Origin of the sequence: Streptomyces phyllanthi (assembly GCF_009377205.1) — a bacterium.
In the GTDB taxonomy this organism is placed as follows: domain Bacteria; phylum Actinomycetota; class Actinomycetes; order Streptomycetales; family Streptomycetaceae; genus Streptomyces; species Streptomyces phyllanthi.
On record NZ_VJZE01000050.1, the window covers coordinates 12,926 to 33,625 of the forward strand.

A 20,700-nucleotide genomic window follows, 5' to 3' on the forward strand; every position below is an offset into this window, starting at 1 on the left:
GCTCCAGAAACGGATCATGTCAGGCCGCGCAGGAGTCCCGCTGCTCCGCCAACGCGCGATGCTCACGGCTCTGCTACGACGCCACTACCCGTGACGGAGCGTCACCGGCGCACGGTGGCACGCACCTTCTTCACGGAAATCTTGCCAGGGCCATGAACGTCCCCACGCGCGTACGCGGTAACGCGGCCAGTTTCTGATGCGTGACGCTCCCCGGTGTCGGGCTTGGCTCGCAGCTCGTTCTCTGACCGTGCGAAGGATGCCTGGGGCCACGGGCCGGTGGTCACGTGGTCACGGCTGCCGAGGGTGCGCGGCTCAGGGGATCGGGAGTGGTGATGGCGGTTTGGTGACGGCGAAGGCGAATGTCGTCTTGATCGAAGACAGTGACGGGAGGGTCCGCAGCTCTCGCCGTACGAGGTCTTCGTACGCGGCGAAGGAGTCGATGACGATCTTGACGAGGTAATCGTCATCGCCGGCGAGCAGGTACGCCTCGACCACCTCGGGAATCGAGCGAATCTTCTCCTCGACGGCGTCGACGACCTCCGAGGTATGTGCGAGGAGCGTCATCCGTACGAAGGCGGTGATGGGCAGCCCGAGTGCGTCCTGGGAGAGCATCGCCGCGTAGCCATTGATCACGCCGCTCTCCTGCAAGAGCCGCACACGCCGCAGGCACGGTGACGGGGAGAGGCCCACGCGATCCGCCAGCTCCTGATTGGTGAGTCTGCCGTCTCGCTGGAGTTCGAGGAGGATGTTCCGGTCGATGTCGTCCAAGGTCATCATGTAGCAGATTCTGCCACAGGGAGCTGATTTAGCGGCAGGATTCGCAATCGCTTGCTACGTCCACCTTCCTAAGATTGCTCACCGTAGAGCAGGGATGGAAGGAGATGGCTATGGCCAATCAGATGCGTACAAGGTTGATGGGTGTGGCCGCTCTCGTGGCCGCGGTTGTTTTGTGGTCCTCGTTCGCCCTGACGGTCAGGGGGATCGGCTCGTCGAGCCTCACCTCGGTCGACGTGGCGTTTCTCCGCTTCGCGACACCCGTCGTCATCCTGGCGCCGTGGCTTCCGCGCGCCGTTCGCGCGCTGCGTGGCGAACGGATCGGTGTCCTGCTCATGCTCGGTATCGGTGGACTGCCGCACTTTCTCCTCTCCGCGCTCGGCGGACGTCTGACCTCCGCCGCGCTCATCGGTCTCCTCATCCCCGGCACGGTCCCGCTGTTCGTCGCGGTGATCCTGTATCTCCGGTGGCGGGAACGGATCTCCTTCCGAGGTCTGATCGCCCTGGCCGCGATCACCACGGGTATCGCAGCGACTGCAATGCAGACGACGTCCACCGCGACGACCGCGGGAATCGGCATTCTCCTCACCGCCGGATGCGCCTGGGCCGTCTACACGATCGGCCTGCGCCAGACGAGGCTCGGTCTGACCGGCGTCGTGCTCGCCGTCTGCACACCCGCCACGATCACAGCCGCCGTGCTCGCCGCCTCCGCCGCTATGCCCTCACACCTGATCACCGGCACCGCCGGCATCTCCGACGTTCTGCTCTTCACCAGCCTCCAGGGCGTCGGGACAGGACTGCTCTCGACCCTGTGCTACGCCTACGCGGTGCGCGCACTCGGCAGCACCGTCACTGCAACAGTCGGCGCGACCAGCCCCGTCCTGACAGCTCTCCTCGCCGTCCCCCTCTTCGACGAGCCCATCACCCCAGGCGTGAGCGCCGCCCTCGCGCTCATCGTCACCGGCGTGACCGTATTCAACATCGCGCCGCGCCATCGTGAAAACGGACCCAAGCGTCCACTGCTTGCGGGGAGGTCACTTGACCGTACCCGCAGCATGACGAATGGGACGCCGCCGACCAGCGCGGAATCAACGAGCGAAGTGACCTGACAGCCTGGGACATTGGTCCGTGCACGACTGGGCAGCCCAGGCCGTACTCCAACTACCTGGAGCGTCCGGAGAGGGGCAGCCGGGCCGGCATGGCCGGTTCCGTCCCACATGCGTGGGCGCTGAGCTGCGCGAACAGTCCCTGAGCGTCCGTGGGCGTACGCGAGTGTTCGCCACCGTTGTCACGTAGTTGGACACTCAGGAGCTGATGCCGCAAGGCGTCCCCAGGGCCCTACCCGGGTCTGCGGCGAGCATCTAGGGCGATGTCGCGGACGGGCTTGCCCGGGTCAGCCGTCAGGTCGATCTCGTCGACGACTTCGGCCGCTGCTTCGTAGACACGACGGAAGGCCGCGCTCCCGGCGGCGCGGCTCAAGCTCCAGGCGGACGTCCCCATGGGTCTCCGAAGCTCGTCACGAATCGTCCGTTGCCAGTCGATGTAGGAGAAGAGACATTCGGTGGGGGATGACCTCGGTCGTCGCGATCGAGGTGCTGCTGCGTTGCACGCCGGGCGCCAACTGAACGCCCTGCGTGATCCGGTGCAAATCAGCAGTGTCGCGCGCGACCACTCGGAGTATGAGATCTGCATCTCCCGTCGTGGTGTGCGCTTCGATGACCTCTGGAATGGCGCCAATCGCCGCATAGACCGAGTCGATCTGCTGCTGCGACACGGACAGAGTCACGAAGGCGAGTAGGGGCCGGCCGATTGCTGCTGGGGAGAGAGGGGCGCTGGGTGTGCCCAGCGCCCCACCGTCGCGGAGCCTCTTCAGGCGCGCGTGCACCGTGTTCCGCGACACCCCCAGCCGGGCGGCGATCTCGATCAGTGAGGCTTCGGGTGAGCTGTCCAGGGCGAGCAGTATCCGGGCATCAACCGCATCAAGGCTATGCATATGACAGACAGTATCCTGCACAGTAGGTCCTGTTTGTGCATCTGCACGGCCAGATATGATGTGGTTGTGCATTTGAGCAGACATGCCTAAGTTCTGTGGGCATGAGCGCTATACCTGACCACACCGACGTGCCGCGTATCGACCTCCGAGGGTTCACCTCACCTGTGCATTTCCTGCCTCGGCTGAGCGATGAGCTCGGCGTAGAGGTCTGGTCCAAGCGCGACGACCTGGGGTCGGTGGGCCTCGCAGGGAACAAGGTGCGGAAGCTTGAGACGGAGCTCGCGCACGCACGCGCGCTGGGAGCCACCCACATCGTGACCGAAGGCTCTCGCCATTCCAACGCCACTCGCGCAGCTGCCGCAGCGGCAGCTGCGATCGGCATGAAGTGCACTCTCGTGCTCTGCCACGATGAGCCGAAAGAGCCCGTGGGCAATCTTCTCCTCGATGCCCTTTTCGGCGCCGATCTCCGCCTTGTCGGCGACGCTTCCTGGGTAGAACTCGCTCGGCTGACCGCGGATGTCGTCCGCGAGCTAGAGGCTGTCGGCGAGCGGGTCTACCGACTGCCCATCGGCTCGGCAACCGGCCGTGGTGCGGCGAGCTTCGCGCGCGCCTACATCGAAGCTGAAGAGCAGATGGAGGCGCAGGGTGCGACATTCAGAACGATCGTGCACGCCAGCTCGGCGGGAAGCACGCACGCGGGACTTGTACTGGGGCGAGCGCTCCGTCAGAAGTCGACCCGCATCATCGGCGTCGTTGTCGCGGGAGAGGTGTATGACGACGTACCGGGGAACTACCTTCGGCTCGCGAACGAGGCAGCCGATCTCATCGCGCCCACCATTCGCATTGCTGCCTCCGACATCGAGCTGACTGAGGCCTACTTGGGGAAGGGCTACGGACAGCCCGCCGCGGGCGTCACGGAGGCCATCGACCTCATGGCGCGGCTCGAGGGAATCGTGGTTGACCCGGTGTACACGGCGAAAGCGGTCGCGGCAATCATCGACATGGCGCGCAAGGAAACGATCGAGGGCCCAGTTCTTTTCTGGCACACCGGCGGGTACCACGCGATCTTCGACCCGAGCTACACGGCGGCGGTGTGGTCTGACCTTCCTCGACTGCGGGACATTCAGCTTTAGCCTAGCCTTGACCTCGATCCTGCATGACGGCTTGTCAGTCTCGCTGGGCTGCCTCACCGAGATCCTCACCGACACCATCGAGGACTTCTGTTCCTGACCCTGGCCGGACCCGACCACGGGCCCAGTACGTCGTCTTCTTCATGATGCGGCCCTGGGCGAACTGCTCACGTAACGCCCCACCTCCGGTAGCTTCTCCGACTGTGCCCGTCAGTGCGTCTCGCGCTTGGCCACCAGGTGCTCTCGCAGCCACCGCTCCGTATTGCTGACGTGCAGCAGCGCGGCCGCCTGGCTCAGGAAGGCGTCCCGGGCCGAGAGAGCGGCGAAGATGGCCTCGTGTTCCTCGAGTGTCCTGCCCGCGGCCCGGCTGTCGACCAGGCCGCGCCAGATACGGGCGCGCAGAGTACGGCCCGAGACGCCCTCCAGGAGGGTCAGCAGGGACTCGTTGCCCGTGGCCGAGACGACGGCGTGGTGGAAGGCCGCGTCGTGGGCGTTCAGCGCCTCGACGTCATCGCGGGCATCTCGCATGGCGTCGAGGTGCCTTTTCACCTGGGCCAGTTGTTCGTCGGAGATCCTCGTGGCGGCCAGCGCGGTGGCCGCCGGTTCGAGCAGCCGCCGCACCTCCATCAGGTCGAGCAGTGCTCCCGAGTCGCCCTGGAGGAGTTCCACCGCACCGCCGAGGCTCCCGAAGAGGAGGCTCGGCTGGAGGCTGGTGACGTAGGTGCCGTCACCCCGTCTGACCTCCAGCACCCGGGCGACGGCCAGCGCCTTCACCGCTTCCCGCGCCAGGTTGCGGGAGAGCCCCAACTGGGCGGCCAGCTCCGGTTCCGGCGGCAGCTTGGAACCCGGCGGCAGGGCGCCGGTCTGGATCAGCTCACGGATCTGTTCTATGGCCTTGTCCGTCAGAGACACTGCGAACCCTCTCCATGCGTGTGCTCCTCGGGCACGTCCGGTCTGATCAGGCCTCTCGCACGAAGGTCGTCCCAGAGAGCCTCGGGGACACGGCGACCCTGGAGTTTCACGTTCCGTGCGACCTGTCCCGGGTTCCGCATACCGAGAGTGACGTTGATGATACTGGGGTGGGTGAAGGGGAACGCCATCGCCGCGGCGGGAAGGCTGGTGTCGTGGCGTGCGCAGACCTCGGCGATCGCGAGGGCTCGGGCGACGAGCTCGGGCGGGGCGTCCTGGTAGTCGTACTTCATGCCCTCGGCGGGCCGGTCACGGGAGAGCAGCCCGGAGTTGAACACCCCAACCGCCACGACGCTCTTGCCGTGTTCCAGCGCGGCGGGCAGGACGTCGTCCAGCGCCGATTGGTCGAGGAGGCTGTAGCGCCCGGCCAGCATCACCACGTCGGCGGCGGTCTCGCGCAGGAACCGGGCGAGCATCGCCGACTGGTTCATGCCGGCGCCGATCGCGCCGACCACGCCCTGGTCGCGCAGCTCCGCGAGCGCGGGCATCGCCTCGTCGGCCGCCTGCTGCCAGTGGTCGTCCGGGTCGTGCAGGTACACCACGTCCAGTCGGTCCAGGCCTGTTCGCTCCAGCGTGTCCGCGACCGAGCGGAGCACCCCGTCGCGGCTGAAGTCCCACTGGCGGCGCAGGTCGTCCCGTACGACGAAGCCCTCGCTGTCCACGCCCTGCGGGCGCTCGTTCGGTACCAGCAGGCGGCCCACCTTGGAAGAGACGGCGTACGCGTCCCGCGGACGGTCCCGCAGCGCCGCGCCAAGGCGTCGCTCCGACAGGCCCAGGCCGTAGTGGGGCGCCGTGTCGAAGTACCGGATGCCGGCCTCCCAGGCCTTGTCGACCGCGGCGGCCGCGTCGGCGGCGGGGGTGACCCGGTAGAGGTTGCCGATCACCGAGGCACCGAATCCGAGTTCGGTGAGTTCGATGCTTGTGTGGTGGATCTTCCGGCGTTGCAAGACGTTCTCCCGGGGGATGTTCGATCGGCGTACGGTCAGCGTCTGACGTGGGCGGAGCCACCCGCGACGAGCGCCTCGACCTCGGTGAGCGTGGCCATGGACACATCGCCGGGCGTGGTCATGGTGAGTGCGCCGTGGGCGGTGCCGTACGCGAGGGCCCGCTCCAGGCCGGCACCGGTCAGCAGGCCGTAGATCAGCCCGGCGGCGAATCCGTCGCCGGAGCCGATGCGGTCCAGGACGTGCAGCCCCGGCATCCGCGGGCCGCTGACGAAACCGGTCGCGGCGGACCAGGCGGCTGAGGACCAGTCGTTCACGCCGGCCGACGGCACGTTCCGCAAGGTCGTCGCCAGCACCCCCGCCCCGGGTGTCCGGCCGGCGACCTCCGACAGCGCGTCCGGGACCTCGTCGGCCTCGATGAGCACCGCACCGGGGTACTTCCCGGCCAGGCCCAGTGCCCCCACCACGACGTCCGCGTACCGGGCGAGCCGCAGATCGACCTCGCGCGCTTGTTCCGGTCCGCCTCGGCCGGCCCAGAGGCTGGGGCGGTAGTTGGGGTCGTAGGAGACGGTCACGCCATGGCGCCGGGCGGCGGCCATCGCCTCCTCGGCCACCTCCACCGTGGTGTCCGAGAGCCCGGCGAAGATGCCGCCGGTGTGGAACCAGCGGACGCCGGCGGTGAAGACCGCGTCCCAGTCGACAGCGCCGGGCCGCAACTGGGAGACCGCTGTGTTCGCGCGGTCACTCACGCCCAGTGCTCCCCGGATGCCGAAGCCCCGCTCGACGAAGTTCAGCCCGTTGCGGGCGGTGCGGCCGATGCCGTCACCAGGCACCCAGCTGATCAGCGAGGTGTCGACCCCGCCCTGCAGGACGAGGTCCTCGGTGAGGCGTCCCACCGCGTTGTCCACCAGAGCCGTCACCACAGCCGTGCGCAGGCCGAAGCAGCGGCGCAGACCGCGTACTACGTTGTATTCGCCGCCGCCCTCCCACACCTGGAACGTCCGCGCGGTGCGGATACGGCCCTCGCCCGGGTCGAAGCGGAGCATCACCTCGCCCAGGGCCACCACCTGCGGAGTCCGCCCGCTCATGGCGCGCTCCTCTCCACGGCTTCGGCCGTCAGCTTCCGGATCTCCGCGTAGTCGCCCCGCTCCAGGTGTTCGGCGGTGGCCATCCAGGTGCCGCCGACGGCGACGACCGCCGGGTGGGAGAGGTAGCCGGACAGGTGCGCGGGGCGGATGCCGCCGGTCGGCACGAACCGTGCCCGCGGGAACGGTGCCGCCAGGGCCCGGAGCATCGAGGTGCCCCCGAGTGGCTCGGCGGGGAACAGCTTGACCGTGTCCAGGCCGGCCCGCAGGGCGCGCATCAGCTCGGTGGCGGTGGCGATGCCCGGCACGACCGGCACCCCCAACTCCCGGCACTTCTGCATGACTTCGGGATCAAAGCCGGGCGACACGACGAAGCGGGCACCGGCGCCCACGGCACGCTCCGTCTGCTCGATGGTGAGCACGGTACCGGCTCCGACGACCAGTCCACCGTGCGCCGCCATCGCCTTCACGACCTGTTCGGCATCCGGGGTGCGGAAAGTGACCTCGGCGCACCGCGCCCCGCCGTCCGCCAGGGCGTCGGCGAGCGGGGCGGCCATCGTGGCCGACGGCACGGTCAGCACCGGCAGGATGCGGGTGCCGGACAGGGCGGCGGTCAGGTCGGCGGTCATCGGCCGAGCCATCCGCCGTCGACGGGCAGGACGGTGCCGTGGACATACGCGGCAGAGTCGGAGGCGAGGAACACGGTGGCGCCGGCCAGGTCGTCGGCCGTGCCCCAGCGTCCGGCCGGGATGCGTTCCAGGATGGCCCGGCTGCGTGCCGGGTCGTCCTGCAGTGCCTGGGTGTTGTCGGTGGCGATGTAGCCGGGGGCGATGGCGTTGACGTTGACGCCGCGCGGGGCCCATTCGTTGGCCAGTGCCTTGGTCAGGCCGGCGATGCCGTGCTTGGCGGCGGTGTAGCCGGGGACGGTGATGCCGCCCTGGAAGCTGAGCAGAGACGCGGTGAAGATGACCTTTCCTCGGCCACGGGCCACCATGGCGGCGCCCACGGCCCTCGTCAGCGCGAACTGGGCTGTGAGGTTGACCTGAAGGACCAACGCCCAGTCGGTGTTGGTGTGTTCGGCTGCCGGGGCTCGGCGGATGGTGCCCGCGTTGTTGACCAGGATGTCCACCGGACGCTCGCGGCCCGCGAGGTTCGCGCCCAGTGCCCGGACGGCATCGGGGTCGGCGAAGTCGGTCCGGATCGCCTCGAAGGCACGGCCCGCGGCGGTGACGTCCTTCTCCACCGCGCTGCCGGACTCCTCCAGCGAGGCACTCACGCCGATGACGTCCGCGCCGGCCTCGGCGAGCGCGCGGGCCATGGCCCGGCCGATGCCGCGCCGGGCACCGGTCACGACGGCGAGCCTCCCGGTGAGGTCGAAGGCGGTCATACGGCGGCTCCCTGAGCGTCGTCGGTGCGGTCAGTGCAGTCAAGGAGAATCTTCATCACGTCGCCGCCGCCCTCCAGGGCCTCGAACGCGGCGGGTGCCTGGGTGAGCGGTACGACCTTGCTGATCAGCCGGTCGGCCGGGATCGTGCCGTCGGCGACCAGGGTGACCGCCCGCTCGAAGTCCGAGCGGTCGTACAGCCGGGCGCCGACGAGGGTGAGTTCGCGCCAGAAGAATCGGTGCAGGTTGATCTCTCGGGGGCGGGGATGGATGGCGACGAGGCACAGCCGGCCGCGTACGCCGAGCACGTCGACCGCCGTGTCCACGCCGCCCGCCGCGCCGGACACCTCGAAGGCGACGTCCGCGCCCGCGTCTTCGGTCCACTGCCGAACGAGCGCCGGCACGTAGTCGTCGGCCGGGTTCCAGACCGTCAGCCCCAACTCCTGGGCGAGCCGCCGTCGGTGGGCGCTCAGCTCGACCAGCCGCACCTCGGCGCCGGTGGCCTGTGCGACCAGCGCGATCAGCACGCCGACGGGCCCACCGCCGACCACGACGACCTTCTCGCCGCCTCGCACCCCGGCCCGGCCCACGTCGTGCACGGCGACCGCGGTGGGCTCGACGAGCGCGCCCCGGTCCAGCGGCAGTGAGTCCGGCAGCCGGACGAGCGTCGAGGCGGGCACGGTCCAGCGCTGCTGCATAGCGCCCGGGGAGTCGATACCGATGAAGTCGAGGTGCTGGCAGATGTGCTGGTGGCCGACTTGGCAGGCCGGGCAGGAGTCGTCCCAGCGCAGCGGCATCACGGTGACCGCGTCGCCGGGCCGCCAGTCCTCGACGCCCGGCCCGACGCGTTCGACGCGACCGGACATCTCGTGTCCGAGGACGGCGGGCGTATGCACCCGGGCGTCCATGTCGCCGTGGAAGATGTGCAGGTCGGTGCCGCAGATGCCGACGTAGGCGGGGGCCAGTTCGACCTGGCCGGGGCCCGGGGGCGAAGCCTGTGAGGGCGCCGTGTCCAGGGTGCGGGCAGCGGTATAGCGAACGGCGAGAGTCATCGTGTTCCCAGGGTCCCTTCAGCGCGGACGCCGATGGTCAGCAGCAGGTTGGCGTAGGTTCGGGTGTCGGCGGTGACGATCGCCAGCGCCAGGTCGGGGGAGCGTGCGGCGTCGTAGAAGTCGAAGCGGCCGAGTGTTTCCACGGGGGCCGGTGCGAGCCGTGTGCGGTACTCGGTGATGGCCGGCGGCTCCGGTTCACCCTCGGGTGGCACCATCACGTGGGCCGACTCGACGGGGACGGCGCGCAGCAGGACGTCGAGCACGGTGGTGACGTCGAGCAGACCGGGGGACAGGTTGAGATGCACGGTCCTCGCCCGTGAACCGGTGGCGGTGCTCGCGGGGTAGTGGCCGTCGGTGAGCAGAACGCGGGCGCCGTGGCCGGCTCCGGCCAGAGCTTCGAGGATTTCAGGGTGCAGCAGTTCGGTCAGGAGCACGGCGGTGTCCTTTCGTGTGTCGTCTCCGGTGGGCACAGTCGGTAGAACCCGGTCGCGGTACCGGCGAGGATCGACCGGGTCTCGCTCTCGGAGCAGTCCACCAGCAGTTCCTCGACGGTTTCCGCCCACCGGTTCCAGCCGCCCGCGAGTGTGCAGACGGGCCAGTCGGAACCGAACATCAGCCGCTGCGGGCCGAACGCGGAGAGCAGCACGTCCCACACCGGCCGGATGTCGGCGGTGGTCCACTTCTCCCACTCGGTCTCGGTGACGAGGCCCGACACCTTGCACCGCACCTGCGGATGTCCGGCGAGCTGTCGCAGCTCTCGCTCCCAGTCGGCCAGGTCACCGCCCGCGATGGCGGGCTTGCCGGCGTGGTCGAGGACCAGCGGCAGTTGGGGGAGGCGCTCGGCCAGGCGGACCGCCTGGCCGAGCTGGTGGCTGCGGACCAGGACGTCGTAACCGAGCCCGCGCTCGCTGACCGTTTGCAACCCCTGTTCGACGGCGGGGCGTTGCAGCCACTCCGGGTCCTGCTCGCCCTGGACGACGTGCCGCACGGCGCGCAGGTACGAGCCTCCTGGTCCGGCACACAGTTCGTCGAGGATCTCCCCGATGGCGAGGCTGGTCAGGTCCACCCAGCCGACGACCGCGCCGACCAGCGGGTCCTTGTCGGCCAGGGCCAGGAGTTCGCGCGTCTCGGGCAGGGAGGTCAGGCACTGGACGACCACGGAGCTCGCCAGGTGCCGGCCTGCGATCGGCCGGGTCGCGGCCGATCGCAGGCCGGCGGTGTCGAAGGTGCGGCGGATGGGCTCGTGGCCGGGATCCTCCAGCCAGGGCTGGGGGCGGTGGCCGAGATTCCACACATGGTGGTGGGAATCCACGAGTTCAGGGGTGTCAGACACGGGAGATCCAGACCGGGCCGTCGGGGTAGGTGTACTCCTTCAGCGACCCGGGGTGCATCTGGGCGCTCAGCCCCGGCAGGGCCGGCGCGAGGTAGTGGCCGTCGGCGATACGAACCGGGTCGACGAAGTGCTCGTGCAGGTGGTCGACGTACTCGATGACCCGGTCCTCGAGCGTGCCGGAGACGGCGATGTAGTCGAACATCGACAGGTGCTGGACCATCTCGCACAGGCCGACTCCGCCCGCGTGCGGGCAGACCGGCACGCCGAACTTCGCGGCGAGCAGCAGGATCGCGATGTTCTCGTTGACGCCGCCCACCCGCGCCGAGTCGATCTGCACGATGTCCACCGCGCCGGCCTGCAGGAGCTGCTTGAAGACGACCCGGTTGGCCACGTGTTCCCCGGTGGCGACCTTGACGGGGCTGACGGCCTTGCGGACCGCCGCATGGCCGAGGATGTCGTCGGGGGAGGTGGGCTCCTCGATCCAGTACGGGTCGTAGGGGGCCAGCGCGCGCATCCAGTCGATCGCGGGCTGGACGTCCCATCTCTGGTTGGCGTCGACAGCGATGCGGATACCGTCGCCGACGGTCTCCCGGGCGGTGCGCATCCGCCGTACGTCGTCCTCCAGCGAGGCACCGACCTTCAGCTTGATCTGGGTGAAGCCGTCGGCGACGGCCTCGTGGGCCAGGCGGGCGAGCTTCTCGTCGGAGTAGCCGAGCCAGCCCGGTGTGGTGGTGTAGGCGGGGTAACCGTGTTCCAGCAGGCGGGTGATGCGCTCCTGGCGGCCGGGTTGGGCGCGGCGCAGGATGTCCAGCGCCTCCTCGGGGGTGAGGGCGTCGCTGAGCCAGCGGAAGTCGACCTGGGCGACCAGCTCTTCGGGCGACATCTCCGCGAGGAAGCGCCAGACCGGCTTGCCGGCGCGCTTGGCCGCGAGGTCCCAGGCGGCGTTGACGACCGCGCCGGTCGCCATGTGGATGGTGCCCTTCTCCGGGCCCAGCCAGCGTAGTTGGGGGTCGTGGACGAGGGTGCGGGAGAACGCGCCGAGGTCCGCGCAGACTTCCTCGACCTCGAGGCCCACCACATGCGGGGCGAGGGTCGCGATGGCGGCTGCCTGAGCGTCATTGCCCCGGCCGGTGGTGAAGGCCAGGGCGTGGCCCTCCAGTCCGTCGCCGGCGTCGGTGCGCAGGACGACGTAGGCGGCCGAGTAGTCGGGCTCGGGGTTCATCGCGTCGGACCCGTCCAGGTGCTCGGACGTCGGGAAACGTACGTCGAGGACGTCCAGGGCGATGATGCGGGCGGATGCGGGCACAGTGGAGGACATGGCAACTCCTGTGGGGGCAGGGGGCGGGAACGACCCCTGCGACGAGATGGGGAACGACGGGGAGTCCGGCGGCCGTGCGGGCGAGATGGATCCGGCGGCGGCCGCCCGGAGTCACTCCTGGACCTTGCCGCCGGTGACGCGCGAGATGATCAGGGCGACGAGGATGATCAGGCCGTTGAGGGCGCCGATCCACTGGGCCGGGACGCCGGCGAGGGTGAGCACGTTCTGGATCATGAAGAGCAGCAGGATGCCGGTGAAGGCGCCGAACATGGTGCCCTTGCCGCCGTTGAGACTGATGCCGCCGATGACGGCTGCGGCGAACACGGTGAAGATGTAGCCGTTGCCCTGCGCCGAGGCGACCGAGGCCAGGCGTCCGGACAGCAGCAGTCCGGCGAGGGCGGCGAGCAGGCTGCCGGCGACGATGACGATCCACAGCACCCGGTCGGTGCGGATGCCGGCCGCCTTCGCGGCGTCGACGTTGCCGCCGATGGCGTACAGGGAGCGGCCGAAGCTGGTCCAGCCCAGCACGACGATGGCGACGGCGAACAGCACCAGGCAGACCCAGATCGACGCGGGCATCCCGAACCATTGCGCGGTGCCGAGGTAGAGCATGGACTCCGGCAGCTGGAAGAAGGTCTGGCCGCCGGAGATGCCGGTGAGGATGCCGCGCAGCACGATCAGCATGCCGAGGGTGACGATGAAGCCGTTGAGGCCGAAGCGGATGATCAGCAGGGCGTTGACCACACCGATGAGCACACCGACGGCGAGCGTGGCGGGGACGGACCAGGCGCCGGGCAACAGTCCCAGTCCGTGTCCGGCGCCAGTCGGCACGACCAGCCACGCCGCGACGCCGGGCGCGAGGCCCATGGTCGACTCAAGGGACAGGTCCATCTTCTTGACGATCAGGACCATCGTCTGGGCGAGGACCAGCAGGGCGATCTCGGACATGGTCTGCAGGACGTTGACGAGGTTGTCGGCCTGCAGGAAGACCGGGTTGACGATCTGTCCGACGACCGCGATGACCACGATCGCCGGCACCAGCGCGAGGTCGCGCAGCCGGGCCAGTGGGATCCGGCCGCCGATCAGACTGGGCTGCTTGACGGCCGCGGGGGCGGCGTCCGGCGGTGTGGTGTCCGCGAGGACGGTCTCAGGCATCGAGGTCGACTCCTTCCATGGCGGCCACCAGATCGTGGTCGTGCCAGCCGCGGGCGATTTCGTTGGTCACACGGCCCTGGAACATCACCAGAACCCGGTCGCACATGCGCAGATCGTCGAGTTCGTCGGAGGCGATGAGCACCCCGGTGCCGGCGTCCGCGGTCTCCTCGACCTTGCCGAGGAGGAACTCCTTGGAGCGCACGTCCACGCCCGCGGTCGGGTTGATCAGGACCAGGAGCTTCGGGTCGTCGGCGAGGGCGCGGGCCATGACGACCTTCTGCTGATTGCCTCCGGAGAGGGCGGAGACGGGCAGTTCGGGACCGGGGGTCTTGATCGCCAGTCTCTCGATCATCTCCCTGGCGAGTCCGTCGCGCCGGCCGCGGCTCAGGAACCCGTTGGACCCCAGCCGCTTGGGCACCGACAGCGTGGAGTTGTCCGCGATCGACATGTCGGGGACGAAACCCTGGTGGTGCCGATCCTGCGGGACGAACCCGGCGCCGGCGGCCAGCGCGGCGGGCACACTGCCGGGGCGGGGGCGGTTGCCGGCGATCTCCACCTCGCCGGTGGCCCCGGCCCGCAGTCCTACGACGGTCTCGGCGACCTCGGTACGTCCGCTGCCGGCGGCTCCGGCGAGCCCCACGATCTCCCCGGCACCCACCTGGAAGGTGACGTCACCGTAGGTGCCGGCGCTCAGGCCGCGGACGCTGAGTGCGGCCGTGGCACCGGGGTCGAGGGTGCTTGCCCGGTTCTCCCGCCCGGCGGCCGCCGCCTCGCCGGTCATGGCGGCGACGAGCTCGGTGCGAGGCAGTTCGGCCACGGGCGCGGTCACGATGTGCCGGGCGTCGCGGAACACCGTCACCATGTCGCAGATCTCGTAGATCTCCTGGAGATGGTGGCTGATGAACAGGAAGGTGACGCCCTGGCGTTGCAGGTCGCGGATCCGGTCGAAGAGCCGCTGGATCGCGGCCCCGTCCAGCTGGGCGGTGGGTTCGTCGAGGATGATGAACCGTGCACCGAAGGACAACGCACGCGCGATCTCCACGAACTGCCGCTGCTCCACGCTGAGATCGCTCGCGGGGGTCTGCGGATCCACGTCGACCGACCACGTCGTCAGCAACTCCTGGGCCCGGCGGCGTACACCCTGCCAGCTGATGAGCCGGTTGCGTCCGTGGTCGTGCCGGTTCAGGAAGAGGTTCTCGGCGACGGTCAGCGTGGGGATGATCGTCGACTTCTGGTAGACGCAGGCCACGCGCCGCCGCCAGGCGTCGCGATCGCTGAGTCGGGGGGCCGGCTCGCCACCGAAGGTCACCGTCCCCTCGTCCGGGGCCTGGAGCCCGGTGAGGACGGACACCAGGGTCGACTTGCCGGCGCCGTTGCGGCCGACGAGCGCGTGGGTCTCGCCCGGCCTGATGATGATCCGGGCGCCGTTCAGGGCCACCGTCGGACCGAATCGTTTGACTATGCCCATCGCCTCGACCACGGGCGGGCCCGCCGGGGCCCGCCCGCTGTCCACCGGGCCGGGCGCGGGGCTCACCGCTCGCTCCGCGTCGTCCATCTCAACCACCTTGTGCTAGTCATGAGTTGATGACGCCGGTCAGCCGAGGTTGTTGCCCCACAGCGACTTGTCGTCGCTCTTCAGGCTGGGCACGCCGCCGTAGGTGCCGCCGTCGGCGGTGACGAGCGGGGCGGAGAGCTGGTCCTCCAGCAGGCCGTCGCGGACCTGGACGATGGTGCTGTCGTGGTCGGTCCTGCCGGGCTTGAACGTCTTCCCGTCGATCGCGGCCTTGAGGTAGTACAGGGCGTACTTGGCGTAGAGGTCGGCCGGCTGGGAGACGGTGGCGTCGATCTTGCCGTCGGCGATGTTCTTGAGCTCTTCGGGGATGCCGTCGTTGGAGACGACGAACACGTGCTTCTTGTCCTTGGGGCCCACCAACAGGCCCTTCTGCTTGAGCACTTGGAGCGTGCCGGACAGGGCGAAGCTGGACTGCATGTAGACACCCTTGATGTCCGGGTGCTGGGTCAGGCGCGTCTGGAGCTTCTGGGCGGCGACGGCGCCGTCCCAGTTGGTGGCCTCACCGAAGACCTTGATGTCCGGGTAGTTCTTCTTCATGCAGTCGTTGAACGCCTCGGTGCGGTCACGGCCGTTGATGGAGTCGAGGCCGCCCTGCAGCATCACGACCTTGCCCTTGCCGCCGAGCTTGGTGCCGAGGTACTGGCACGCCTTCTCGCCGTACGCGCGGTTGTCGGCCCGGACCACCATGTAGACCTTGCCCGTGTCGGGCCGGGTGTCGACGGTGACGACCGGGATCTTCTTCGCTTCCAGCTGCGCCAGGGTCGGCGCGATCGCGGCCGTGTCCTGCGGGGCCATCGCGAGGCCCTTGACGCCCTGGCTGATGAACGTCTGGGCGTTGGCGGTGAGCTTGGCGACGTCGTTCTGCGAGTTGGTGGTCTTCAGGTCGATGCCCAGCTCCTTGGCGAACTGGGGGGAGTACTTGATGTACGAGTTCCAGAAGTCGGTGTCGGAACGCGGGTAGTCGACGCCGACCAGCGGCTTGTCGCTCGTCGTGGTCGTGGTCTGCGCGTCCCCGCCGCAGGCGGTGAGGAGCGCCAGTGCGGAGAGGGCGGCGACGACTGAGCAGGCGGTGGTTCTGAGTCTCATCGGGGGGTCCTCGCGCTGAGCGGATGGATGACGGGACGGGCGACGTTCGCTGTGCGGCGGATGAGTGTCGCTCCCGTCGAGAGATGGGATGTATGTAATCGGCGAGTGAGGGATATGTCTAGGGTCTCAAGGTGGTCTTTTGTGAATGTCCAGGTCAGGTGTCATTCCTTTTGAGTCGCGCAACTTGCGGGATCTTGATCCATCCCATCAATGATGCGGATTGTGACATCGCTGTTGCTGTGCGTGGGGGTCTCGGGAGTGCCGCGCACGGAGACATGGCATGTCTGGGAGTGAACAAACGGGTCAAATTCGCATTAAAGCCATCAAATGACTTGCGGGAGACGGCTTTTCATCCCTTCGAACCGTTGACATCGGCCGGATATGTGCCGGACCTTCGTCCGTAACACCGGGCACCCGAGCCCCACGGCCACCGCGCCCCGGTGTGTCCTCTGCCTTCCCCTTGGACGAAGAGGGATCCTCCATGCATCTCAGAAGTCGTTTCCGCACGGTCGGTGCGCAGATCACCGCGCTGGCCCTGGCCGCCACAGGTGGCCTGACCGTGATGGCGACACCGGCCCACGCCGCGGACACCGTGATCGGGGTGACCCTGACGACGTCGGACCTGCGTCAGGCCCTGACCCCGCAGCCCGGCATCACCCTGGGGCCCGTGTCCGCAGGCACCGTGAACCTCACGGTGGACGACTCGAAGACGTTCCAGACCATCGACGGTTTCGGTGCCTCCTTCACCGACACCTCCACCTACCTGCTGCAGAACAAGCTCGACGCGGCCACCCGGGACCGGGTGATGAGAGACCTGTTCAGCAGGGGCTCAGGCATTGGCCTGTCGCTGATGCGGGTACCGATGGGCTCCTCGGACTACACCGCGACTCCGCCCCCCAGCCCCGGCACCTACTCCTACGACGACAACAACGGTCAGCCCGACCCCACCCTGGCCAACTTCTCCACCGCCCACGACGACGCGTACGTCATCCCGGTCATCAAGCAGGCCCAGGCGCTCAACCCGCAGATGAAGCTCTTCGCCAACAACTGGAGCCCGCCGGCCTGGATGAAGACCACCAACACGATGCTGGGCGCGGGCAACGGCACCCTGAAGGCCGACATGTACGGCCCGCTCGCGAACTACTACGTGAAGTTCCTCCAGGAGTACAAGGCCAAGGGCGTCAAGGTCTGGGGCGTCACCCCGCAGAACGAGCCGACGATCTCGCCGCCCTCCTACTCGGCGATGCTGTGGCCCGCCGCCGACGAGGCACGCTTCATCGCCGACCACCTCGCCCCGGCGCTGAAGCAGGCCGGCCTGGACGACACGAAGATCCTGGGCGCCGACGCCGACCACGTGAACGTCAACTACGCCAACACGCTGATGGCCAACCAGGCAGCCCGCGACGCGACGTACGGCACCGCGTGGCACTGCTACCGCAACGACCTGCGCAACATGACCACCATCCACAACTCCTACCCCGACAAGAGGCTCTACGAGAGCGAGTGCTCCACCGGCCCGGGCATCGCGCCGATGAACGCCGCCCAGCTCGCCCTGGAGTCCACCTTCAACTGGGCCAACGGCGTGCTCCTGTGGAACCTGGCCCTGGACACCAATGGCGGCCCCAAGATGGGCGTCGGCTGTGAGAAGTGCACGGGACTGGTCACCATCGACCAGGCGACCGGCACGCCCACCTACACCGACAACTACTACCAGCTCGGCCAGTTCTCGAAGTTCGTCGTCCCCGGCGCCACCCGGATCGGCTACAGCGACGGCGGCAACGTCTGGGCCCAGGCCTACCAGAACCCCGACGGCAGCCAGGCGCTGGTCGCCCACAACAACAACACCAGCGCGACCACGTTCACGACCACGTGGAACGGAGACGGGTCCTTCCAGTACACCCTGCCCGCCGGTGCCACCGTGACCTTCACCAGGAGCGCCCGGAACGGCGCCGCGCAGCTCGTGGGGCAGGGCTCCAACCGTTGCCTCGACGACCGCGGCGACCCGGCCAACGGCATTCAGCAGTACATCTGGGACTGCGGCTCCGGTGACGCCGACCAGTCGTACCTCTACTCCGCCGACCGTGAGCTGCGGATCGCCGGGAAGTGTCTGGGTGCCTCGGGCAACGGCACGGCGAACGGTACCAAGGTCATCACCTGGGACTGCAACGGCCACAACAGCCAGAAGTGGACCTTCCGCGCGGACGGCAGCGTCACCAACGACCTGTCCGGTCTCTGCCTCGACGTGACCGGCCACGGCACGGCGAACGGTTCCCCGGTGCAGCTGTGGAGCTGCACCGGCAACGCCAACCAGAAGTGGTCCGCGACCGCCCCCGGCTGACTGTTCCCGCGGGCGTGCCTGATCAGGTGCGCCCGCATCCGTGCCCCGTCTTCCTCACCCACACCCACGACCGCACCACCCAGTTGCCTTGGAGGCCCCCGGTGTCGAGACACATCAACAGACGTCAGTTCCTGGCCGGTGCCACGGCCGTAGCGGCGGCGACCGTCGCCGGTGGCGTGCTCGGCGCCGGCACCGCCCAGGCAGCACCCGCCACCTATACACCCGCCTGGGACTCGGTCGACCAGCACCCGGCAGCCCCCGAGTGGTTCAAGGACGCCAAGTTCGGCATCTACTTCCACTGGGGCGTCTTCAGCGTGCCGGCGTTCGAGAGCGAGTGGTATCCGCGGCACATGTACCAGAACAACAGCACCGCGAACCAGCACCACGTGGCCACCTACGGCAGCCCGTCCGCGTGGCCGTACCACAACTTCATCAACGGAGCGAACGACCTGGCGGGGAACCACAAGGAGTTCGCACCGAAGCTGAAGTCGGCCGGCGGCAACTTCGATCCCGACGAATGGGCGCAGCTGTTCGTGGACGCCGGGGCGAAGTTCGCCGGGCCGGTCGCCGAGCACCATGACGGCTACTCGATGTGGGACAGTCAGGTCAACGAGTGGAACTCGGTGGACAAGGGCCCGAGGCTCGACCTGCTGGACCTGTTCACCGACGCCATCCGCGCCAAGAACCTGAAGCTGCTGGTGGCGATGCACCACGCCTACAACTTCACCGGCTTCTTCCAGTACGCGCCGACGCAGTCGGACCCGAGCCTGAAGAAGCTCTACGGCCAGCTGGGCTCGGCCCAGGAGAACCAGCTCTGGTACGACAAGCTCAAGGAGGTCATCGACCGGGCGCGGCCGGACATCCTCTGGCAGGACTTCAAGATGGACGCGGTCGACGAGACGCAGCGGCTGAACTTCCTGTCGTACTACTACAACCAGGCCAACGCGTGGGGCAAGGAGGTCGTCGCCACCTACAAGGACGGCTTCAACCCCAAGGGCGCCGTCTTCGACTACGAGCGCGGTGGCCCGGCCGACCTCACCGCGCCCTACTGGCTCACCGACGACAGCGTCTCCAGCACCAGCTGGTGCTACACCGAGGGCATCGGCTACTACAGCGTCAAGCAGCTGCTGCACTCGTTCATCGACCGGGTCAGCAAGAACGGCAACGTGCTGCTGAACATCGCCCCCAAGGCCGACGGCACCATCCCCCAGGCGCAGCGCGACCTGCTGCTCGGCATCGGCGACTACCTCCAGCGCTTCGGGGAGTCGATCTACTCGACCCGCGCCTGGACCGTGTACGGCGAGGGCCCGACGAAGATGGGCGGCAGCACCTTCGCGGAACCGACGTCAGGCACCGCGCAGGACATCCGCTTCACTCGCAACAAGGCGAACAACGCTCTCTACGCCACCGTCCTGGGCTGGCCCGGAAGCTCCCTGACGATGAAGACGCTGAACTCCGGCAGGATCAACCTGTCCACCCTGACCTCGGTGAAGCTGCTCGACTCGACCGCCGGCACGTACATCAACCTCGCCACTCCGACCCAGAACGCGTCCGGACTGCAGGTCACCCTGCCCTCCTCGGCACCCTTCTCCGCCCAGGCCTACGTCCTCAAGCTCACCTTCTCCGGCCAGATCCCCAGCCTGCGCCCGATCGTCGGCGCCGTGGTGTTCGGGGACGTCGACTACTCCGGGGACACCGCCGTGCTCCCCCTCGGCAGCTACACCGCCGACCAGCTCACCCTCGCCGGAGTTTCCCCGAACAGCATCTCCTCCCTACGGCCCGCTTCGGGGCACCGGATCGTCGCCTACTCCGGGGACAACTTCAGCGGCACGTCGTGGACGTTCACGGCCGACAACGCCGACCTGCGGGTCACCGGCCAGAACGACAGCATCGAGTCTCTGAAGGTGATGTTCAACCCGTCGACGTGGTTCAGGATCACCAACGTCACCAGCGGCCTGGCCCTGGACAGCGGAGGGAACGTGGCCGGCGGGTCCAACCTCAAGCAGTGGACCTGGGACGGCGACAACAACCTGCAGTGGCATGCGATCGACCTCGGCAACGGCTACTACAAGCTGGAGAACCGCACCAACGGCATGGTTGCCGACGGCTGGGGTGCGACCAGCAACGGCGCGGCGTGCAGACAACTGGAGTGGAACGGCCACACCAACCAGCAGTGGACGATCACCCACCGCGGCGACGGCCAGTACTCCATAGCCAACCGCACCACGGGACGGGTCCTCGACAGCGGCGGCAACGTGGCGTCGGGGTCCGTCACCAAGCAGTGGACCTGGAACAACAGCAACAACCTGCTGTGGACAATCACCGCGCTGTGAGCACACCGCCCCCCGTCGCTGCGGCTACGGGGGGCCTCAGCCGAGGTGGCGGACCACTGCCTCGGCGACAGCCTTGACGCTGCCGGGGTTCTGTCCGGTGATGAGGCGGCCGTCCTTCTTGCCCTTCACCCGCGGACTCGCCTGTGCTGGTGACGATGACGAGGATGCGGTTCGTGTGGGAGGGAGTTCCGCACCGAGTGCAGTCCGGGCAGGGCATCGGCGTCGACTTGCCT

Annotated in this window: 19 protein-coding genes; 4 read left to right on the top strand and 15 right to left on the bottom strand. The window is 68.5% G+C overall.

From position 1 onward, the window contains the following. Positions 1 to 312: 312 nt before the first annotated feature. Complete coding sequence (locus FNH04_RS10520; protein WP_152782700.1) at positions 313 to 777, bottom strand: Lrp/AsnC family transcriptional regulator; 465 nt, start codon at positions 775 to 777, stop codon at positions 313 to 315. A 110-nt stretch (positions 778 to 887) separates the two neighbouring features. Here FNH04_RS10520 and FNH04_RS10525 point away from each other — a divergent pair, with 110 nt between their 5' ends. Continuing rightward, on the top strand, positions 888 to 1,883 hold the full coding sequence (locus FNH04_RS10525) for a DMT family transporter (RefSeq protein WP_228031270.1): 996 nt from the start codon (positions 888 to 890) through the stop codon (positions 1,881 to 1,883). A gap of 229 nt (positions 1,884 to 2,112) precedes the next feature. On the opposite strand, the gene FNH04_RS46475 is transcribed toward FNH04_RS10525, so the two are convergent. Both FNH04_RS46475 and FNH04_RS10530 read right to left on the bottom strand, forming a co-directional pair. Then, positions 2,113 to 2,274, bottom strand: coding sequence for a hypothetical protein (locus FNH04_RS46475; RefSeq protein WP_194236625.1), 162 nt, complete (start codon positions 2,272 to 2,274; stop codon positions 2,113 to 2,115). A gap of 16 nt (positions 2,275 to 2,290) precedes the next feature. Beyond that, positions 2,291 to 2,767 carry an Lrp/AsnC family transcriptional regulator gene (locus tag FNH04_RS10530; protein ID WP_152782702.1) on the bottom strand — a complete coding sequence of 159 codons (477 nt, stop codon included), beginning with the start codon at positions 2,765 to 2,767 and terminating at the stop codon, positions 2,291 to 2,293. Between the two features lie 101 nt (positions 2,768 to 2,868). Here FNH04_RS10530 and FNH04_RS10535 point away from each other — a divergent pair, with 101 nt between their 5' ends. Further along, the gene (locus FNH04_RS10535) at positions 2,869 to 3,900 is read left to right on the top strand and encodes a 1-aminocyclopropane-1-carboxylate deaminase/D-cysteine desulfhydrase (protein ID WP_152782705.1); all 1,032 of its coding nucleotides are present in this window, start codon (positions 2,869 to 2,871) and stop codon (positions 3,898 to 3,900) included. 207 nt (positions 3,901 to 4,107) lie between these two features. Here FNH04_RS10535 and FNH04_RS10540 read toward each other — a convergent pair whose 3' ends face one another. The 12 genes from FNH04_RS10540 to FNH04_RS10595 all read right to left on the bottom strand — a co-directional run bounded on the left by FNH04_RS10540 (position 4,108) and on the right by FNH04_RS10595 (position 15,796). Beyond that, a complete protein-coding gene (locus tag FNH04_RS10540) occupies positions 4,108 to 4,809 on the bottom strand; it encodes a FadR/GntR family transcriptional regulator (RefSeq protein WP_322722874.1) in 702 nt (233 codons plus the stop codon). Further along, a complete protein-coding gene (locus FNH04_RS10545) occupies positions 4,800 to 5,813 on the bottom strand; it encodes an aldo/keto reductase (protein ID WP_152782707.1) in 1,014 nt (337 codons plus the stop codon). The genes FNH04_RS10540 and FNH04_RS10545 overlap by 10 nt, the downstream gene beginning before the upstream one ends. A gap of 35 nt (positions 5,814 to 5,848) precedes the next feature. Beyond that, complete coding sequence (locus FNH04_RS10550) at positions 5,849 to 6,898, bottom strand: sugar kinase (RefSeq protein ID WP_152782710.1); 1,050 nt, start codon at positions 6,896 to 6,898, stop codon at positions 5,849 to 5,851. Beyond that, complete coding sequence (locus FNH04_RS10555; protein WP_152782713.1) at positions 6,895 to 7,524, bottom strand: bifunctional 4-hydroxy-2-oxoglutarate aldolase/2-dehydro-3-deoxy-phosphogluconate aldolase; 630 nt, start codon at positions 7,522 to 7,524, stop codon at positions 6,895 to 6,897. Before FNH04_RS10555 ends, FNH04_RS10550 begins: the two co-directional genes overlap by 4 nt. Beyond that, positions 7,521 to 8,282, bottom strand: a complete 762-nt coding sequence (locus FNH04_RS10560) for an SDR family oxidoreductase (RefSeq protein WP_152782716.1) — start codon at positions 8,280 to 8,282, stop codon at positions 7,521 to 7,523. The genes FNH04_RS10555 and FNH04_RS10560 overlap by 4 nt, the downstream gene beginning before the upstream one ends. Continuing rightward, positions 8,279 to 9,331: a zinc-dependent alcohol dehydrogenase gene (locus FNH04_RS10565; RefSeq protein ID WP_152782719.1), complete on the bottom strand. Its 1,053-nt coding sequence runs from the start codon at positions 9,329 to 9,331 to the stop codon at positions 8,279 to 8,281. The genes FNH04_RS10560 and FNH04_RS10565 overlap by 4 nt, the downstream gene beginning before the upstream one ends. Then, entirely contained in the window at positions 9,328 to 9,765 is a 438-nt protein-coding gene (locus tag FNH04_RS10570) for an RbsD/FucU domain-containing protein (protein ID WP_322722876.1), read from the bottom strand. Before FNH04_RS10570 ends, FNH04_RS10565 begins: the two co-directional genes overlap by 4 nt. After that, on the bottom strand, positions 9,756 to 10,664 hold the full coding sequence (locus tag FNH04_RS10575; protein WP_322722877.1) for an amidohydrolase family protein: 909 nt from the start codon (positions 10,662 to 10,664) through the stop codon (positions 9,756 to 9,758). Before FNH04_RS10575 ends, FNH04_RS10570 begins: the two co-directional genes overlap by 10 nt. Beyond that, positions 10,657 to 11,982 (bottom strand): L-fuconate dehydratase, encoded by a 1,326-nt coding sequence (locus FNH04_RS10580; protein WP_152782722.1) that lies wholly within the window; start codon positions 11,980 to 11,982, stop codon positions 10,657 to 10,659. Before FNH04_RS10580 ends, FNH04_RS10575 begins: the two co-directional genes overlap by 8 nt. 111 nt (positions 11,983 to 12,093) lie before the next feature. Continuing rightward, the gene (locus FNH04_RS10585; RefSeq protein WP_152782725.1) at positions 12,094 to 13,137 is read right to left on the bottom strand and encodes an ABC transporter permease; all 1,044 of its coding nucleotides are present in this window, start codon (positions 13,135 to 13,137) and stop codon (positions 12,094 to 12,096) included. Next, on the bottom strand, positions 13,130 to 14,692 hold the full coding sequence (locus FNH04_RS10590; RefSeq protein ID WP_152782728.1) for a sugar ABC transporter ATP-binding protein: 1,563 nt from the start codon (positions 14,690 to 14,692) through the stop codon (positions 13,130 to 13,132). Before FNH04_RS10590 ends, FNH04_RS10585 begins: the two co-directional genes overlap by 8 nt. A gap of 39 nt (positions 14,693 to 14,731) precedes the next feature. Continuing rightward, complete coding sequence (locus FNH04_RS10595) at positions 14,732 to 15,796, bottom strand: sugar ABC transporter substrate-binding protein (protein WP_152782731.1); 1,065 nt, start codon at positions 15,794 to 15,796, stop codon at positions 14,732 to 14,734. Positions 15,797 to 16,277: 481 nt separating this feature from the next. Here FNH04_RS10595 and FNH04_RS10600 point away from each other — a divergent pair, with 481 nt between their 5' ends. Both FNH04_RS10600 and FNH04_RS10605 read left to right on the top strand, forming a co-directional pair. Beyond that, complete coding sequence (locus FNH04_RS10600; protein WP_152782734.1) at positions 16,278 to 18,134, top strand: ricin-type beta-trefoil lectin domain protein; 1,857 nt, start codon at positions 16,278 to 16,280, stop codon at positions 18,132 to 18,134. A 101-nt stretch (positions 18,135 to 18,235) separates the two neighbouring features. After that, positions 18,236 to 20,467, top strand: coding sequence for an alpha-L-fucosidase (locus tag FNH04_RS10605; protein WP_322722878.1), 2,232 nt, complete (start codon positions 18,236 to 18,238; stop codon positions 20,465 to 20,467). Positions 20,468 to 20,700 lie beyond the last annotated feature (233 nt).

What these genes read in the sequence shown, in the direction of transcription:
- FNH04_RS10565 (WP_152782719.1), bottom strand. Translation starts at nt 9,331, where the DNA reads ATGACTCTCGCCGTTCGCTATACCGCTGCCCGCACCCTGGACACGGCG.
- FNH04_RS10530 (WP_152782702.1), bottom strand. Translation starts at nt 2,767, where the DNA reads ATGCATAGCCTTGATGCGGTTGATGCCCGGATACTGCTCGCCCTGGAC.
- FNH04_RS10550 (WP_152782710.1), bottom strand. Translation starts at nt 6,898, where the DNA reads ATGAGCGGGCGGACTCCGCAGGTGGTGGCCCTGGGCGAGGTGATGCTC.
- FNH04_RS10525 (WP_228031270.1), top strand. Translation starts at nt 888, where the DNA reads ATGGCCAATCAGATGCGTACAAGGTTGATGGGTGTGGCCGCTCTCGTG.
- FNH04_RS10600 (WP_152782734.1), top strand. Translation starts at nt 16,278, where the DNA reads ATGCATCTCAGAAGTCGTTTCCGCACGGTCGGTGCGCAGATCACCGCG.
- FNH04_RS10520 (WP_152782700.1), bottom strand. Translation starts at nt 777, where the DNA reads ATGATGACCTTGGACGACATCGACCGGAACATCCTCCTCGAACTCCAG.
- FNH04_RS10590 (WP_152782728.1), bottom strand. Translation starts at nt 14,692, where the DNA reads ATGGACGACGCGGAGCGAGCGGTGAGCCCCGCGCCCGGCCCGGTGGAC.
- FNH04_RS10560 (WP_152782716.1), bottom strand. Translation starts at nt 8,282, where the DNA reads ATGACCGCCTTCGACCTCACCGGGAGGCTCGCCGTCGTGACCGGTGCC.
- FNH04_RS10555 (WP_152782713.1), bottom strand. Translation starts at nt 7,524, where the DNA reads ATGACCGCCGACCTGACCGCCGCCCTGTCCGGCACCCGCATCCTGCCG.
- FNH04_RS10535 (WP_152782705.1), top strand. Translation starts at nt 2,869, where the DNA reads ATGAGCGCTATACCTGACCACACCGACGTGCCGCGTATCGACCTCCGA.
- FNH04_RS46475 (WP_194236625.1), bottom strand. Translation starts at nt 2,274, where the DNA reads ATGGGGACGTCCGCCTGGAGCTTGAGCCGCGCCGCCGGGAGCGCGGCC.
- FNH04_RS10580 (WP_152782722.1), bottom strand. Translation starts at nt 11,982, where the DNA reads ATGTCCTCCACTGTGCCCGCATCCGCCCGCATCATCGCCCTGGACGTC.
- FNH04_RS10595 (WP_152782731.1), bottom strand. Translation starts at nt 15,796, where the DNA reads ATGAGACTCAGAACCACCGCCTGCTCAGTCGTCGCCGCCCTCTCCGCA.
- FNH04_RS10585 (WP_152782725.1), bottom strand. Translation starts at nt 13,137, where the DNA reads ATGCCTGAGACCGTCCTCGCGGACACCACACCGCCGGACGCCGCCCCC.